This window comes from Cupriavidus sp. C2SS-8b, assembly GCF_057073745.1.
In genome coordinates, this window is sequence record NZ_CP172717.1 from 1,571,292 (window position 1) to 1,588,143 (window position 16,852).

Genomic DNA, 16,852 nt, shown 5'->3' on the forward strand with positions numbered 1-16,852 from the left:
GATGACGCCCCCAACACCCCTTACTCCACCGCAATCCCCTTCTCGCGGATCACCTTGCCCCACTTGGCGTAATCCTGGCGGATACGCTGCCCCATCTGCGCCGGATTCTGATAGCTGGCGATGGCGCCGGCCTTCAGCATCTTGTCCTGGACATCCTTGTCCGCCAGGATCTTGCCGACTTCGGTCGAGACGCGGTCGACGATATCCTTCGGCGTTCCCGGAGGCGCCAGCAGGCCGCCCCACGACACCGCGTCATAGCCCTTGAAGCCCTGCTCGGCGATCGTCTTGACATCCGGCAGCATGGCCACGCGCTGCGGCGAACCGACGGCGATGGCGCGCAGCTTGCCCGCCTGGATGTGCGGCAGCGCGGCGACAAGGTCAGCGTACATGATGGGCACCTGGCCACCGATGGTGTCGCTGATCGCAGGCACGCCGCCCTTGTACGGCACGTGCTGCATCTCGAAGCCGCCCATCTGCTTGAGCAGTTCCATGCTCAGGTGGCCAAAGCTGCCGGCGCCCGAGCTGGTGTAGTTGAGCTTGCCGGGCTGGGCCTTGGCCTGCGCGATCAGCTTCGACAGGTCCGTCACGTTCGGCAGCAGCGTGGGATTCACCACGACCACGATGGGCAGGTCATAGACCGTGGCCACCGGCGTGAAGTCCTTGGTGGTGTCGTAGCCGGCCTTCTTGTACAGGTACGGGGCCAGCAGCGTCGGCGTGGCCAGCATCATGAACGTGTAGCCGTCGGCAGGGCTCTTGGCGACCTGCGCGGCCGCGATGGAACCCGATGCACCGGCGCGGTTCTCCACGATCACGGGCTGCTTGAGGGCCTCGCCCAGCTTCAGGCCGACGATGCGCGACGCGGTGTCGGTCGGGCCGCCCGGCGGGAACGGCACGACGAGCTTGATCGGCTTGGCCGGCCACGCCTGCGCGAACGCGCTGCTGATCAGCAGCGGCGCTGCGGCCAGTGCCAGGATGGCGCGGCGGCGGGAATGAACCATACGGGTGAAATTTCGAATGCGCACTTTAATTCTTCCAGTTTGAGTCAGTGCAAGGTCTCCATCGGACCCCCTTGCCAGGCCTGGCCGCGCCGACGCTCATGACGTCGGCGCGGCCCGAATGATCAGGCGTTGCCCGGTGTTTCCGGCAGCGTCAGCACGTCGCGCGCCTGCAGGTCCTGCAGTTGCGCGTCGCTCAGCTGCAGCAGGTTCTGCAGCACGGCGCGCGTGCCTTCGCCCAGCGTGGGCGGCGCGCTGCGGATCGGCAAACGCTGGCCGTCGATGCGGTACGGCGGCGCGAAGACATGCGTGCTGCCTGCCACCGGGTGCGGCATTTCGCGCAGCAAGCCGCCCTGGCGGGTCCGCTCGCTGGTCAGGGCTTCATGCAGGCCGGCCACCTTGCCGCACGGGATGCCGCAGGCCGTCATGCGCTCGAGCAGCAGGTCGCGCGCAAAGCTGCGGATCAGGCCGGTGATCAGCGGGGTCAGCGTCTCGCGGTTCTTCGCCCGCTCGACATTGGTCGCGTAGCGCGGATCCTCGACGATGTCCGGGCGATTGATGACCTGGCGGCAGAACTTGTCGAACTGGCTGTTGTTGCCCACGGCGATGATCAGCGGACCATCGGCGGACTCGAACATGCCGTAAGGCACGATGGACGGATGGGCGTTGCCGTAGCGCGCCGGATCATGGCCCAGCAGCATGGCGTCCAGACCGTAGTAGCCGGTGACCATCAGGCCGCAGTCGTACAGCGCCATCTCGATCAGTTGCCCTTTGCCCTTGCGTTCGCGGCGGAACAGCGCGGCCAGCACCGCCTGCGCGGCATACATGCCGGTCATCAGGTCCACCACGGCCACGCCGAACTTCAGCGGCGGCGTGTTGGCCTCGCCGTTGAGCGCCATCAAGCCGGCCTCGCCCTGGATCACCAGGTCATAGCCGGGACGCTTCGCCTCGGGGCCGCTGCTGTTGTAGCCGGACACGGCGCAGTAGATCAGCTCGGGCTTGATGGCCTTGAGCTGCTCATAGCCCAGGCCCAGCTTCTCGGCGCCGCCGGTCTTGAAGTTGTGGATGACCACGTCGAACTGCGGCAGCAGGTCATAGACTATCTGCACGCCTTCCTTGCTCTGCAGGTCCAGCGTGATGGACCGCTTGTTGCGGTTCATGCTGTTGAAGTACGTGGTCTCGGTCTTGCCGATGCGCATGCCCCAGTCGCGCGTATCGTCGCCGCGGCCGGGGTGTTCGACCTTGACCACCTGGGCGCCGAAGTCGGCCAGGACCTGGCCGCACAGCGGCCCCGCGAATACGCGCGACAGGTCCAGCACACGCACTCCCTCCAGCGGGAAGTCGATGCCCGGGGATTGTTCCGTTGTCGTTTGCATTGTTCGTCTCCATGGGCTGCGACGTGGCAAGGTTGGCCGCGTCGCAATGAACTACTGTGGCCAGCGCAGGGTTCAGCGCGCCTGGTTCAGGCTGGCGAAATCCTTGCCTTCCGCGACCAGCTTTTCCAGCAGCGGCGCGGGCTTCCAGAACAGCGCGTCTTCCTTGGCGAAGGTCCGGATATCTTCGAGGATCTTCGGCAGGCCGACCATGTCGGCGTACTGCATCGGGCCGCCGCGGAAACGCGGGAAGCCGTAGCCGGACAGGAACGTCACGTCGACATCGAGCGGACGCAGCGCGATGCCCTCTTCCACCACCTTGGCGCCTTCGTTGACCATCGCCGCCATATAGCGGCGCATGATTTCCTCGGCCGTGAACTTGCGCGGCACGATGCCCTTCTTCTGGCGCTCGGCATCGACGATGGCGAGCACTTCCGGATCGGCCTGGCCGACGCGCGCGCCTTGCGGGTAGAGGTAGAAACCGCGGCCGGTCTTCTGGCCGAACCAGCCGCGCTCGCAGATGCGGTCGGCAACCTCGACATAGCGCGCCTTCGGGTCGCGCGTGGCGGCGCGGCGCTTGCGCGTGGCCCAGCCGATATCGCCGCCGGCCAGGTCGGTCACCTGGAACGGCCCCATCGGATAGCCGAAGCCGCGCACGGCCTCGTCGATCTCGTAGGGGCTGGCGCCGTCTTCCATGATGTAGTCGGCGGCCTGCTTGTACACGGCGAGGATGCGGTTGCCGATAAAGCCGTCGCACACGCCCGCGCGCACCGGAATCTTCTTCATGCGCTTGGCCAGCTCGAACGCGGTCACCACCACGTCGGGGCTGACCTTGGCCGGCACGACGATCTCCAGCAGCTTCATGATGTTGGCCGGGCTGAAGAAGTGCAGGCCGATCACGTCCTGCGGGCGCGAGATGCTGCCCGCAATCGCGTCGATATCGAGATACGAGGTATTGGTGGCCAGCACCGCGCCCGGCTTGCACACGCGGTCCAGTTCCTGGAACACGGCCTTCTTGACTTCGATGTCCTCGAACACGGCTTCGATCACCAGGTCGACGTCGGCAATCGCTTCATACGACGTGCTGGGCGTGTAGCGCGACAGGATCGCGGCCTTGCCTTCCTCGGTCATGCGGCCCTTGGCGATCAGGCCGTTGTAGACCTTCTCGACATTGGCCTGGCCGCGCGCGATGGACTCCGCGTCGCGCTCGATCATCACCACCGGCAGGCCGGCGTCCAGCGCGGCCACGGTGATGCCCGCGCCCATGGTGCCGCCGCCGATCACGGCGACGCGGTTGAGCGCGCGCGGCGCGGCGCCGCGCGCTTCGGGCACCTTGGCGGTTTCGCGTTCGGCAAAGAAGGCGTGGACCAGGCCCGCGCGCTGCGGGCTGTTCAGGCATTCGACAAACAGCGCACGCTCGCGCGCCACGCCTTCGTCGAACGGCAGTTCCACGGCGGCGCGCACGCATTCGATGATCTTCAGCGGCGAGAACAGGCCGCGGCTCTTCTTCGCGGTCTCGGCCTGCAGGGCGTCAAGGTCAGCCAGCGCGGCAGGCTTGTCGGCAACGGCAAGGTCGCGCGTGCGGCGCGGCGCGGCACCCTGCTCGAGAAGTTCGTTGACATAGGCCAGGCCGGCAGCCACGGGATCCTCCCCTTCTGCGAGGCGATCGACAAGGCCGGCGGCCTGCGCGGCCTTGGCCGACAGGTGCTTGCCGCTGAGCATCAGTTCGGCGGCGGCCTTGGCGCCCATCAGGCGCGGCGCGCGCTGCGTGCCGCCGGCACCGGGCAGCAGACCCAGGTTGACTTCGGGCAGCCCGAGCTTGGCGCCCGGCAGCGCCAGGCGATAGTGCGCCGACATGGCGACTTCCAGCCCGCCGCCGAGCGCCGGGCCATGGATGGCGGCAACCACCAGCTTGCCGCTCGCTTCGATCAGATTGCAAACCTCGGGCAGCGACGGCGGCATCGGCGGCTTGCCGAACTCGCGGATGTCAGCCCCGGCGATGAAGGTCTTGCCTTCGCCCACGACCAGCACGGCGCGCACGCCGGCATCGGCCTGCGCCTGCTCGATGGCCTGCTTCAGGCCTTGGCGCACGGCAACGCCCAAGGCATTGACCGGCGGGTTGCAGAGGCTGATCACCAGCACGTCGCCTTGGCGAACTGCGCGGACGACGGATGCTTCGTTGGTCATGGTTGTCTCCGAATGAGGTCAACCTAGCATTCTGCCTCGATAAGCTGGCTATACAATCCCAATGGTGATTGACAAAATGTCAAATGCAATTTGACGCCGGGACATTTGCCTATGGAGTGGCGCCCTCGCGTCGCATCGATGACCAGCCCGGAGTTTCAAGCGGCGAAATTTTTCTGCGTCGCAGAATGACGGCCCTTGTGTATTGGCCTATAACCGCACCTACAGGTTTCACGTAATGAAAGCCTGACAAGGAGACAACCCCGCGTGACCACTCCCAGCACTTCGCTGCAGAAGGCCTGCCGCCTGCTGCGCGCGCTGACCGATGCCCGCAACAGCCGCCTGACCGACCTTGCCAACGCCGCCGGCGTCGACAAGGCATCGGCACTGCGGCTGCTGGAAACGCTGGTGGCAGAAGGCCTGGTGGAACGCGACCCTGCCACCAAGGCATTCACACCGGGCCCGGAATGGCTGACGATGCATGCCACCACCGTGCAGCGCACCGACCTGCGCCCGCTGGTCCGGCCAGCGCTGATCCGGCTGGCGAACGCCTTCCAGGATAGTGCCATCCTGTCCGTGCCCAGCGGCTGCGAATCGGTCTGCATCGAACTGCGGTTGGGCACGTTCCCGATCCGTGCCAATTACCTGGAGATCGGCAGCCGCCGGCCGCTGGGCATCGGCGCCGGCAGCCTGGCGCTGCTGGCCGCCCTGCCCGACGCGGAGATCGAGGCCGTGCTCGACGGCATCGCGCCGGCCATGCGCCGCTATCCGCGTTTCAGCCGGCCCATGCTGCTCGGCCATATCGAGGCCACGCGCGAACGCGGCTACGCGGTGCTGCTGGACGTGGTAGTCGAGCGCATGGGCGGCATCGCCATCGCGCTGCCCGGGCCCGACGGCTATCCGCTTGGCGCCATCAGCATCGCCGCGCTCAATGAACGGATCACCGACCGCGAAGCCGCCATGGCGCGCGCGCTGCGGCGCGAGGCCGATGCCATCCAGCAGCACTGGCGCCCGCTCGCGAGCACCGTCCCCGCAATCGAACCACAACGGCCGGCCGCCCGGCCACGCGCCCGACAGGAGGCATGACATGCGCTGGAAGCAACGTCCGCAAGGTTCCAACTGGGGTGATTTCGGCCCCGACGACCAGCTCGGCCGCATCAACCTGATCGGCCCCGAGCAGGTCGTGAAGGGTGCGCGCGAGGTGCAGGCCGGCCGCAGCTTCTGCCTGTCGCTGCCGCTCGACTACCCGGGCGGCAACAAGCTCAATCCGCGCCGACACGCGCCGGTGCTGCGGCCGACGTTCCGCGACGATATTCCTTACGTGAACTTTCCGCTGGCGAAGGTCGATCCGGCCGCCATCGACGTGCTCAGCGACGACCAGGTGCTGATGTGCCTGCAGTACAGCACGCAATGGGATTCGCTCGCGCACGTGGGCGCGCTGTTCGATGCCGATGGCGACGGCAGGCCCGAACGCGTCTACTACAACGGCTTTCGCGCCAACGAGCATATCGTCGGCCCAATGGACTATGCCGAGGACGACAACTTCGCGGCCCACCCGTGCGGCCACGGCCACGACCACAGCGCCGCGCAGGCGCTGGGCATCGAGAACTTCGCGGTCAGCGGCATGCAGGGCCGCGGCGTGCTGGTGGACCTCGCGCATAGCTTCGGCATGGATTTCCGCAACGTCGGCTACGACGACCTGATGTACGCCATGGATGCCGCCAAGGCCGAGGTCGAGCCCGGCGACATGCTGCTGCTGCGCACCGGCTTTGCCGAAATCGTGCTGTCGATGCAGCGCGAGCCCGACGAAGCGGTGCTGCACCACAGCTGCTGCGCGCTGGACGGGCGCGACGAGAAGCTGCTGCAATGGATCACCGATACCGGCATTGCCGCGCTGGTCGCCGACAACTATGCCGTCGAGCGCTATCCGGCGCGGCCCGCGCCCGATGGCGACAAGCACCACCCGCTGCTGCCGCTGCACCACCACTGCCTGTTCAAGCTGGGCCTGCCGCTGGGCGAGCTGTGGTATCTGCGCGAACTAGCCGACTGGCTGCGCGCCCATGGCCGCACGCGCTTCCAGCTCACCGCCCCGCCGCTGCGCCTGCCCGGCGCGGTGGGCTCGCCGGTAACGCCCATCGCCACGGTCTGACCGCATCACACGACACCGTACGAAACACGAGACGCGCGCGACGCGCACGACAAGCCAGGGAGACCCCATGAAGCAACGCCATTCGATGTTCCGCAGGGCCGCCGGCACGCTCGCCGTGGCCGCCGCGCTTGCCTGCGGCGGCGCGCAGGCCCAGCCAAAGGCCGCGATCTCCGACGACGTGGTCAAGATCGGCATGCTGCTCGACATGAGCGGCCTGTACGCCGATGTCACCGGCCGCGGCAGCGCGACCGCGGCGCAGATGGCCATCGACGACTTCGGCGGCAACGTGCTGGGCAAGAAGATCGAACTGGTGGTGGTCGATCACCAGAACAAGGCCGACATCGCCGCCAACAAGGCACGCGAATGGTTTGATACCGGCCATGTCGATGCCATCCTCGACGTGGCGGCCTCCGCGCCGGCGCTGGCCGTGCTGGATGTGGCCAAGCAGAAGAACCATATCGTGGTGTTCTCCGGCCCGGGCAGCGAGCGCATCACCAACGACCTGTGCACGCCGGTGTCGGTGCATTACGCCTACGACACCTATGCGCTGGCCAACACCACCGCGCGCGCGATGGTCCAGCGCGGCGGCAAGACCTGGTTCTTCCTGACCGCCGATTACGCCTTCGGCCACACCCTGCAGGACTCGGCCACCGCAGTGATCAATGAAACCGGCGGCAAGGTGCTGGGCGCCGCGCGCCACCCTATCGGCGCGAGCGATTTTGCTTCTTATCTCCTGCAGGCACAGGCCAGCAAGGCCCAGGTGGTTGGCCTCGCCAATGCTGGCGGCGACACCGTCAACGCCATCAAGGCCGCGTCGGAATTCGGCCTGACCCGCAACGGCGCGCAGCGCATGGCCGGCTTGCTGCTCTACATCAACGATATCCACGCAATCGGCCTGAAGACGGCGGCCGGGCTGGTGCTGACCGAGGCCTTCTACTGGGACATGAACGACGCCACGCGGGCCTGGTCGCGGCGCTACTTCGAGAAGGTGAAGAAGATGCCGAACATGAGCCAGGCGGGCGCTTATTCGTCGGTCATGCACTACCTGAAAGCCGTTCAGGCCGCCGGCACCGACGAAACCGCCGCGGTCATGAAGAAGATGAAATCCATGCCGATCAACGACTTCTTTGCCAAGAACGGCCGCATCCGCGAAGACGGCCGCATGATCCACGACATGTACCTGTTCGAGGTGAAGAGCCCGGCCGAGTCCAAGTATCCGTGGGACTACTACAAGGTGCTGGCGACGGTGCCGGGCGACCAGGCCTTCATGCCGGTGTCGAAGTCGCAATGCCCGCTGCTCAAGCGTTGATATGGCGAGCAAAAGCTACATACGCGGCACCGGCAATACGCGCTTCGGCCGCCTTGAGGGCAGCACGCCGCTGACCCTGATGGCGCAGGCCGCCGATGCCGCGCTGGCCGACAGCGGGCTGGCACGCGCGGACATCGACGGCGTGCTGTGCGGTTACGCCACCACGCTGCCGCACCTGATGCTGGCCGACCGCTTCTGCGAGTACGCCTCGCTCACGCCAGCCTATGCGCACGGCGTGGCCGCGGGCGGCGCCACCGGCGGCGTGATGGCGATGCTCGCGCATGAGCTGGTGCGCGCCGGCCGCTGCCGCCACGTGCTCGTCGTGGCCGGCGAGAATCGCCTCAGCGGCCAGAGCCGCGATCAGTCGATCCAGACGCTGGCGCAGGTCGGCGAACCGCATGTCGAGGTGCCCAACGGCGCTTCGGTGCCGGCCTACTACGCGTTGCTGGCCTCGCGCTACCCGCACGAAGTCGGCATGGATGCCGATGCGCTGTCGGGCTTTGCCGTGCTGATGCGCGAACACGCCGCAAGCCACCCGGATGCGCATTTGCGCGAACCGCTGTCGCTGGCCGACGCACGTGCAGCGCGTGCGATCGCCACGCCGCTGCGGCTGTCGGATTGCTGCCCGATCTCCGATGGTGCGGTTGCCGTGGTTGTTTCCGCCGAGCCCGGAGCCGGCACGCCAGTGCGCATCGCGGGCGCGGGCCAGGCGCACCGGCACCAGCATCTGAGCGCCATCGACAATATCATGCAGACCGGCGCCGCCGACGCCGCGCGGCGCGCGTTTGCCGAGGCCGGCGGCGGCGTGGACAGCATCGACTACCTGGCGATCTACGATTCATTCACCATCACGCTGGTCATGCTGCTGGAAGAACTCGGCCTGGCCGAACGCGGACAGGCGCATGTGCGGCTGCGCGCGGGAGATTTCGGACGCGGCGGGCCGCTGGCGCTCAATACGCACGGCGGCTTGCTGGCCTTCGGGCACTCGGGCGTGGCCGGTGGCCTGATGCACCTGGCCGAAGCCGCGCGCCAGCTCGCCGGCCGTGCCGGCGAGCGCCAGGCCGGCACGCGCCGGCGCGCATTGTTCCATGCCGATGGCGGCGTGCTGTCATCCCACGTCAGCCTGGTGCTGGAGGCCATGCCATGACCCATCCCTACACAGCGGGCCTCGATGCCGGCATGGTGCGCTACCAGTGCTGCGACGACTGCGGCGCATGGCAGCCGCTGGAACGCCATGCGTGCCGCGCCTGCGGCGGGCTGCAACTACGTTGGCGAGATGCCAGTGGACTGGCGACTGTCCATGCCGTGACCGAGATCAGCCGCGCGCCGGATGAAGCGTTCCGCGCGCTGGCGCCCTACACGCTGGTGCTGGCCACGCTGGAGGAAGGCCCGCGCGTGATGGGCCATGCCGAGCCCGGCGTAGCGATCGGCGAGCGGGTGAAGGCCGGCTTCCTGCGCTTCGGCGAAGGCACGCTGCTTCGTTTCCGGCGCGAGTAGCGAACCAGCGCCGCCTCTGGCGCCTTGCCGGCAGCGCCTGTCCGTCCCGGCCGGCATCCACAACCGGAGTATCCCTTGGCACCGAATCGATCCCGGCGGCACGCGCTCGCCCTGATTTCCTGTCTGGCCCTGTCCGCCACGGCCTTGCCGGCCGCGCAGGCACAGTCGTTCCCGAACAAGCCGATCCGAATGGTGGTGCCCTATCCGCCGGGCGGGCCGACCGATATCGTTGCCCGCGTGGTCGGTCAGAAGCTTTCCGAAAAGCTCGGCCAGCCGCTCGTGGTGGAGAACCGCCCCGGCGCCGGCGGCAATATCGGCGCCGAGGCCGTGGCGAAGGCCGCGCCCGACGGCTATACGCTGCTGGTCGCCACGACCGCGCACGCGATCAACATGACGCTGTTCAGCAAACCCGGCTACGACACGCGCAAGGACTTCGCGCCGGTCAGCCTGCTCACGCGTGGCCCGCTGGTGCTAGTGACCGCACCGGCGACGCCGGCTGGCAACGTGGCCGAGCTGATCGCGCTAGCCAAAGCGCGGCCGGGCCAGGTCACGTTTGCCAGTTCCGGCAACGGCCAGTCCACCCATCTCGCCGCGGAACTGTTCAACAGCATGGCGGGCATCCACATGACCCACGTGCCATACAAGGGCAGCGCGCCCGCGCTGACCGACGTGATGGGCGGACAGGCCACCGTGATGTTCGACACCATGCTGTCGGCCATGCCGTTCGTGCGCGACGGCAAGCTCAAGGCGCTCGCCATCACGGGCGCGACGCGCTCGCCGGCCGCGCCCGACACGCCGACCATCGCGCAGGCCGGCCTGCCCGGCTACGAGGCCAGCGCATGGAACGCGCTGCTGGCCCCGGCCGGGACGCCGCCCGCTGTGATCGCCACGCTCAATGGCGCGCTCAAGGCCGTGCTGCAAGATCCGGAGGTGCGCGCGCGCTTCGCCACGCAGGGCTTCGCCGCCGAATGGACCGATCCTCCGGCCACCGTCCGCTTCATCGGGCGGGAAATCGACAAGTGGGCCGGGGTCGTGAAGACCTCTGGCGCCACCATCGACTGACCTCTCTCAACGCCTACGCCCTGCTCATGACCGCCCCACTCCAGTCCCTGCTCTCCCCACGCTCTATTGCCGTGATCGGCGCCTCCGACAATATCCACAAGATCGGCGGCCGGCCCATCCATTACATGAAGACGCACGGCTACGCCGGCACGCTCTACCCTGTCAACCCGCAGCGCGATTCCCTCCAGGGCCTGCGTGCCTACCCTTCGCTCGACGCGCTGCCGGAAGTCCCCGAACTGGCCATCATCATCGTCGCCGGCGAGGCCGCCGTGCAGGCCGTGCATGACTGCGCGCGGCTCGGCGTGGCGGCGGCCATCGTGATCGCATCCGGCTTTGGCGAGGCCGGCGCCGAAGGCCGTCGCCAGCAGGACGAGATGGTGCGCGCCGCGCGCGCCAGCGGCCTGCGGCTGGTGGGACCGAATAGCCAGGGGCTGGCCAACTTTGGCAGTGGCGCCATCGCGAGTTTCTCCACCATGTTCATCGAGGTGCCGCCGCAGGACGGGCCGGTGGCGGTCGTCAGCCAGAGCGGCGGCGTGGCGGCCATGGTCTACGGGCTGCTGCGCGGCCAGGGCATCGGCGTGCGCCATATGCACGCCACCGGCAACCAGGCCGACGTCACGGTCAGCGAACTGGCGCTGTCGGTCGCCCATGATCCCGGCGTGCGGCTGGTGCTGCTGTACCTGGAAAGCCTGACCGATCCCGAAGTGCTGGCCGAAGCCGCGCGCGTGGCGCGGGCCCGCAACGTGCCGATCGTGGCGGTCAAGGCCGGCCGGTCGCAGGACGGCCAGCGCGCCGCGGCGTCGCACACGGGCGCGATTGCCAACGAAGACCGCGCGGTCGACGCCTTCCTGGACCGCCACGGCATCTGGCGCGTGAATGATGCGCACGCACTGGCGCGCTGCGCGCCGCTGTACCTGCGTGGCTGGGATACCAGCGGGCGCCGGCTGGTGGCGGTCAGCAACTCGGGCGCGAGCTGCGTCATGGCCGCCGACGCGGCACAGGCTTTCGGACTGACGCTTGCGCCGCTGTCCGACGCCACGCGGGCCGCGCTCGCCGAACGCCTGCCCGGCTTTGCCACGACTACAAACCCGGTCGATGTCACCGCGGCGCTGCTCTCCAACAGCGCGCTGTTCGGGGAAGTGCTGCCAGTGGTAGCAAGCGATCCCGCTGCCGACCTGTTCCTGCTCGACATTCCCGTCTCCGGCATGGGCTACGACGTGCCGCGCTTTGCACGCGACGCCGCCGCGTTTGCCGACACCGCGGGCAAGCCCATCGCGGTCGCGGTCTGGCAACAGCCCGTGGCGGACGTATTCCGCGAAGCCGGCCTGCCGACCTACGCCAACACCGCCGAAGCGCTATCCGCTTTCTCGCAACTGGTATCGCACCAGGAACGCCTGCGCCAGATTGCGGCCGAGGGCGAGCCTGCGCTGCCAGTGGCCCCGGCGCAGCGGGCGAGTGCCGGAACCGGCGCGACGCTGAGCGAGGCCGCCAGTCTCGTCCGTCTTGCCGCTGCTGGCATGCCGGTGGTCGAACACTACGTCTGCCACGACGTGGATGCCGCGGTCGCGGCCTGGCAACGTATCGGCGCCCCGGTAGCAGTCAAGGCAAGTTCCCCGCAGGTGCCGCACAAGAGCGAGCACGGGCTGGTGGCCCTGCACTGCAACGACCCGGAAGCGGTGGCCAGCGCCTTCACGGCCCAGACCCGCACGCTGCAGGCCATGGGCGCCACCTGCGAGGGCGTGGTGGTGGCGCGCATGTCGCGCGGCCAGCGCGAATGCATGATCGGCGCGCATTGGGACCCGGTATTCGGCGCGGTGCTGGTGGTGGGCGATGGCGGCAAGTACGTCGAGGTGCTGTGCGACACCGCCGTGCTGCTCGCGCCCTGCCAGCAGGCCGACGTGGCCCGGGCGCTGGCTACGCTGCGCATCGCGCCGCTGCTGCACGGCGTGCGCGGCGAGCCCGCGGTGGATATCGCCGCGCTGTGCCGGTTAGCAGTGCAAGTCGGAGAATTGGTTCACAAGGCTGGCGGCGCGATCCGGTCGGTCGACCTCAATCCGGTGATGGTGAACGCCGATGGCGTGGTGGTGGTGGACGCGTTGATCGAAGTGGAACCAGACGCACTCTAAGGATCGGTGGATCCGGCGTTCCCGGGCGGCATACGAACATTCTCCTTGCCTCCATCGGATTACTGTATATATTTACAGTAACTGTATGGATGAACAGTATGAGGAGGCCCCATGGAACATCTGATCCGCGTCCAGAACGACTATGACCGCCAGGTGCTGGCGTGGCTGCGCGCGCGCATCGGCGATGCCGCGCTCCAGTCCGCGGCGGGCCGGCTGGCAGGCGCCCGCAAGCCTTATCTGTCCACCATCTGCCGCAGCCTAGGTATCCGGCCGCCCTCGCGCCGGGAGTTCGCCCAGGAAGCGGCGCGCACGCACCGCGCGGTCGGCGACCAGTACCTGGCGCGCATTCGCGCCATCCTCGCGGCACCGGCTGGCGCCGCCCGCTGATCCGGCTGTTTGTGGTGGCTCTGCAGTGACTATGATCAATCACGACGCTGCATGCGGCGCGGGCCGCGCAGCCGGGCCATGGCAACCCACCGGACAAGAACATGAGCAAGATCGGCTTTATCGGCCTGGGCGTGATGGGCACGCCCATGGCGCAGCACCTGCTGCAAGGCGGCCACACCCTGTTCGCGCACAGCCGCAGCGGCGTGCCGCAGGCCCTGCAGGATGCGGGCATGCACGCCTGCGCCAACGGCACCGACGTCGCGCGCCAGTCGGAGGTCGTGATCCTGATGCTGCCCGATACGCCCGACGTGGAACGCGTGCTGTTCGGGCAGAACGGCGTGGCTGCCGGCCTGTCCCGCGGTGCGACCGTGGTCGACATGAGTTCGATCTCGCCCATTGCCACCCGCGAATTTGCCAGGAAGGTCGAAGCGCTCGGCGCCGACTATGTCGATGCTCCGGTATCGGGCGGCGAGGTGGGCGCCCGTGCCGCCACGCTGTCGATCATGGCGGGCGGGCGGCAGCACGCCTTCGACCGCGTGCTGCCGCTGCTGCAGCTTATGGGCAAGAACATCACGCGGGTTGGTGAGGCGGGCGACGGCCAGGTAGCGAAGGTTGCGAACCAGGTCATCGTCGCACTGACGATCGAGGCTGTCAGCGAAGCGCTCGTGCTGGCAGCGCGCGCCGGCGCTGACCCGGCGCGCGTGCGCGAAGCGCTGATGGGTGGCTTCGCCAGCTCGCGCATCCTGGAAGTCCACGGCGAACGCATGCTGCAGCGCAAGTTCGAGCCGGGCTTCCGCATCGCCCTGCACCAGAAGGACCTGGCGCTTGCGCTGTCCACGGCGCGCACGCTGGGGGTCGGGCTGCCGTCCACGGCCTCTTGCCAGCAGCTGTTCAATGTCTGCGTCGGCATGGGCGGCGCGGGCTGGGACCATGCCGCGCTGGTGCGGGCGATCGAACACCTCTCCTCGTTCTCGCTGGACGATGCGCATGCAGGCTAAGCCGGTCGCCGCGGCGCCCGCCATGCCGCAGGGTCGCGTCGCCCTGCTGACGGCCGTGACCATGCTGGCGTTTGCCGGCAATTCGATCCTGTGCCGGCTCGCGCTCAAGGGCACGGCGATCGACGCGGCCAGCTTCACGCTGGTCCGGGTCGTCAGCGCGGCGGCAGCGTTGTGGCTGATCCTGCTGGTCCGCCATGGCCCGGGCCGGCTGGCCGGCGGAGGCAACTGGCCATCGGCGCTGGCGTTGTTCGCCTACGCGGCGGCGTTCTCTTACGCATACCTGCACCTGTCCGCGGGGACGGGCGCCTTGCTGCTGTTCGGGGCCGTGCAGGCGACCATGACGGGCTACGGGCTCTATGTCGGCGAGCGCCTGAGCGCGGGGCAATGGCTGGGACTGGCCCTGGCGCTGGGCGGACTGGCATGGCTGGTGTTGCCAGGGCTGGCCGCACCGCCGCCGGGCTCTTCGCTGCTGATGATCGTGGCCGGCATCGCCTGGGGCATCTATTCGCTGCGCGGGCGCGGCGCGGCGGATGCCATTGCCACCACCGCCGGCAATTTCTTGCGCGCCGTGCCGCCGGCACTTGCACTGGCGTTGCTGATGCACGCGCAACGCAGCCTGGACGGCGCCGGGCTGGCGTGTGCGCTGGTGTCCGGCGCATTGACTTCCGGGTTGGGCTATGTGGTCTGGTATGCAGTCATGCCGCGGTTGAGGGCCGCCACCGCCGCGACCGTCCAGCTCAGCGTGCCGGTGATCGCGGCGGCAGGCGGCCTGGCGTTGCTCGGCGAAACCATGTCGCTGCGGCTCGCGGTCAGCGCCGCCGCCGTGCTCGGCGGCATCGCGCTCGTCATTGCGGGCAAGCAGCGTTGAGGCCCGCAAAGCCACCGTCGTGAAAGACCAGTGGCTCGCCCCGGTTCATGCGGTAGGACACGATCTCCGCAATGAACAGCACATGGTCGCCGACCTTGCGCGCGCTGCGCGGACGGCATACAAAGCACGCCAGCGCGTTGTCGATCAGCGCCGTGCCGCACGGCCCGGGCGACAGCGTTACCCCCTGGAAGCGATCGATGCCGCTGGTGGCAAACCGTTCGCACAAGGCCTGCTGCGTGTGCGCCAGCACGTTGATCGCATAGCAAGGCGCGGCGCGAAACGCGGGCAGGCTGCCGGAGCCGAGCGCCAGGCTCCAGAGCAGCAGCGGCGGCGACAGCGACACCGAGGCCAGGGAATTGATGGTGACGCCAACGGGCCGGCCATCGGACCCGGTTGCCGTCACCACCGCCACGCCGGTGGCGAACTGCCCCAGCGCGCGGCGGAGGGCACGGCGCACCGAGTGGGCCGACTGCGTCGAGTGCGAGCCATGTCCGGCATCGTCCTCGTCTTCCTGTCCGCTGTCATTGCTGGCCTCGGTGGCATACGGCAGCGGCGCGAGCGCGGGCATCATTGCGCGGCCGCCCGCACGTCTCCGGGCGGCGCGTCGATATCGAGGCCAAGGGCCATGCGGCCCGCGTACTCGTGTTGCGCGCCCGCCTGCAGCGGATGGAAGCGCGCGCCCTGGGCATCGCGGAAGCGCCGTTCCAGCCCGGCATCGCGATAGAAGCCCGCGCCACCGGCCAGCTCCATGGCCAGGTCGGCGGTCGCCAGCACCGCACGCGCCGCCACCGCGCGTCCGCACATGATCCGGTTCGTGGTCACGGCACCCGGCGCCTGGCCGGCCGCGGCGGCGAACATGTCGTCCAGCGCGAGCCGTGCGACATCCCATTCATTGCCAATGCGGCCGGCCAGTTCGACCACATGCGGCGAGAGGCGGCGCTGCTTCGCCAACCGCAGCGCGATATCGCGCGCGGCCTCGGCAATGCCGACGTAGACCGCATAGATCAGCGGCAAGGCGATCATCGCCACGGTATGCATCATCGGGTGCCATACGCCTTGCGGGCGCCGCGCGGCAATGGAGCTGTCCGGCACCAGCACATTTTCGAGCACCACATCATGCGAGCCAGTGCCGCGCATGCCCATGGCGCGCCAGGTGGGCACGATGCGCACACCCGGCGTCTTCATCGGCAGTGGAAAATGCAGCACGGTAGGACCGGCCTGCGGATCATCATGGACGGCGCTGGTCATGAACAGGTCCGCCACCGGCGCACCGCTGGCAAACACCTTGTGCGCGTCGATGCGGAAGCCGCCGTCCACGCGTGTCGCCGTGCCGCTGCCCTGCAGCCAGTCGGATCCGCCGCTGCCAAGCAGCACGATCTGCTCGCCGCCCACGCGCTTGAGCAGCCCTTCCACCGGCGCCTTCTGGTTGCGCCAGCGCCAGGCCGCGGTGGCCACCGGATGCGTGTGCATGGCAAAGGCCAGTGCAGTCGAGCCGCAATACTTGCCCAGCTCACGCAGCACCTGCCCCAATTCCTGATGGGAAAGGCCCGCGCCGCCGAACTCCTGCGGCACCGCCGCGGCCAGGAAACGTTGCGCCCTGAGATCGTCGTAGTTGGCGCTGACGAAGGCGTCCCGCGCATCGATGGCCGGGGCGCGTTCGTCGAAGATGCGGCCGAGCGAGGCGGCAAGCGCGAGCCAGTCAGACTGCGCACCTGCGCTGGCATCGGGGGCGGTGATCGTTTCCATGGCATAGGTCTCCTGCGGAATTGCCGGGGTACCCGCGCCGTTGTTTGGCGACAGGCACGGTGCTAGTATCGGAGCCCGGCCCGCCCGCTTCATTGACCGGGCCTCCGGCTTTCTTGCGCAAAACGCCGGACTTGACCGGATGCGGCCGGATTTGCGAA

At 68.4% G+C, this 16,852-nt stretch carries 15 protein-coding genes; 10 read left to right on the forward strand and 5 right to left on the reverse strand.

Annotated features, from left to right (window positions below; genetic code table 11):
* Positions 1 to 20 precede the first annotated feature (20 nt).
* The 3 genes from ACIGJB_RS24155 to ACIGJB_RS24165 all read right to left on the reverse strand — a co-directional run bounded on the left by ACIGJB_RS24155 (position 21) and on the right by ACIGJB_RS24165 (position 4,555).
* Positions 21 to 998, reverse strand: coding sequence for a Bug family tripartite tricarboxylate transporter substrate binding protein (locus ACIGJB_RS24155; RefSeq protein ID WP_483732513.1), 978 nt, complete (start codon positions 996 to 998; stop codon positions 21 to 23).
* Positions 999 to 1,120: 122 nt separating this feature from the next.
* On the reverse strand, positions 1,121 to 2,371 hold the full coding sequence (locus ACIGJB_RS24160; protein ID WP_483732514.1) for a CaiB/BaiF CoA transferase family protein: 1,251 nt from the start codon (positions 2,369 to 2,371) through the stop codon (positions 1,121 to 1,123).
* 72 nt (positions 2,372 to 2,443) lie between these two features.
* A complete protein-coding gene (locus tag ACIGJB_RS24165) occupies positions 2,444 to 4,555 on the reverse strand; it encodes a 3-hydroxyacyl-CoA dehydrogenase NAD-binding domain-containing protein (RefSeq protein ID WP_483732515.1) in 2,112 nt (703 codons plus the stop codon).
* Positions 4,556 to 4,819: 264 nt separating this feature from the next.
* On the opposite strand from ACIGJB_RS24165, the gene ACIGJB_RS24170 reads away from it, so the two are divergent.
* From ACIGJB_RS24170 to ACIGJB_RS24215, 10 genes are all read left to right on the forward strand, one after another.
* Positions 4,820 to 5,638 (forward strand): IclR family transcriptional regulator, encoded by an 819-nt coding sequence (locus ACIGJB_RS24170; RefSeq protein ID WP_483732516.1) that lies wholly within the window; start codon positions 4,820 to 4,822, stop codon positions 5,636 to 5,638.
* Between the two features lies 1 nt (position 5,639).
* The gene (locus tag ACIGJB_RS24175) at positions 5,640 to 6,701 is read left to right on the forward strand and encodes a cyclase family protein (protein ID WP_483732517.1); all 1,062 of its coding nucleotides are present in this window, start codon (positions 5,640 to 5,642) and stop codon (positions 6,699 to 6,701) included.
* A gap of 67 nt (positions 6,702 to 6,768) precedes the next feature.
* Positions 6,769 to 8,010 carry an ABC transporter substrate-binding protein gene (locus ACIGJB_RS24180; protein WP_483732518.1) on the forward strand — a complete coding sequence of 414 codons (1,242 nt, stop codon included), beginning with the start codon at positions 6,769 to 6,771 and terminating at the stop codon, positions 8,008 to 8,010.
* A 1-nt stretch (position 8,011) separates the two neighbouring features.
* Complete coding sequence (locus ACIGJB_RS24185; protein ID WP_483732519.1) at positions 8,012 to 9,157, forward strand: thiolase family protein; 1,146 nt, start codon at positions 8,012 to 8,014, stop codon at positions 9,155 to 9,157.
* Positions 9,154 to 9,507, forward strand: coding sequence for a Zn-ribbon domain-containing OB-fold protein (locus tag ACIGJB_RS24190; RefSeq protein WP_483732520.1), 354 nt, complete (start codon positions 9,154 to 9,156; stop codon positions 9,505 to 9,507). Before ACIGJB_RS24185 ends, ACIGJB_RS24190 begins: the two co-directional genes overlap by 4 nt.
* Before the next feature lie 75 nt (positions 9,508 to 9,582).
* Entirely contained in the window at positions 9,583 to 10,569 is a 987-nt protein-coding gene (locus ACIGJB_RS24195; RefSeq protein ID WP_483732521.1) for a tripartite tricarboxylate transporter substrate binding protein, read from the forward strand.
* Between the two features lie 26 nt (positions 10,570 to 10,595).
* Entirely contained in the window at positions 10,596 to 12,695 is a 2,100-nt protein-coding gene (locus ACIGJB_RS24200) for an acetate--CoA ligase family protein (RefSeq protein ID WP_483732522.1), read from the forward strand.
* Positions 12,696 to 12,806: 111 nt separating this feature from the next.
* A complete protein-coding gene (locus ACIGJB_RS24205; protein ID WP_483732523.1) occupies positions 12,807 to 13,082 on the forward strand; it encodes a CppA family protein in 276 nt (91 codons plus the stop codon).
* A 101-nt stretch (positions 13,083 to 13,183) separates the two neighbouring features.
* Positions 13,184 to 14,080, forward strand: coding sequence for a 2-hydroxy-3-oxopropionate reductase (locus tag ACIGJB_RS24210; RefSeq protein ID WP_483732524.1), 897 nt, complete (start codon positions 13,184 to 13,186; stop codon positions 14,078 to 14,080).
* 22 nt (positions 14,081 to 14,102) lie between these two features.
* Positions 14,103 to 14,948, forward strand: coding sequence for an EamA family transporter (locus tag ACIGJB_RS24215; RefSeq protein ID WP_483734651.1), 846 nt, complete (start codon positions 14,103 to 14,105; stop codon positions 14,946 to 14,948).
* Here the strand turns inward: ACIGJB_RS24215 and ACIGJB_RS24220 are convergent.
* Together ACIGJB_RS24220 and ACIGJB_RS24225 are read right to left on the reverse strand one after the other, a co-directional pair.
* Complete coding sequence (locus ACIGJB_RS24220) at positions 14,926 to 15,519, reverse strand: flavin reductase family protein (protein WP_483732525.1); 594 nt, start codon at positions 15,517 to 15,519, stop codon at positions 14,926 to 14,928. The genes ACIGJB_RS24215 and ACIGJB_RS24220 overlap by 23 nt on opposite strands.
* Positions 15,516 to 16,694 (reverse strand): acyl-CoA dehydrogenase family protein, encoded by a 1,179-nt coding sequence (locus ACIGJB_RS24225; RefSeq protein WP_483732526.1) that lies wholly within the window; start codon positions 16,692 to 16,694, stop codon positions 15,516 to 15,518. The genes ACIGJB_RS24220 and ACIGJB_RS24225 overlap by 4 nt, the downstream gene beginning before the upstream one ends.
* Positions 16,695 to 16,852: the final 158 nt, after the last annotated feature.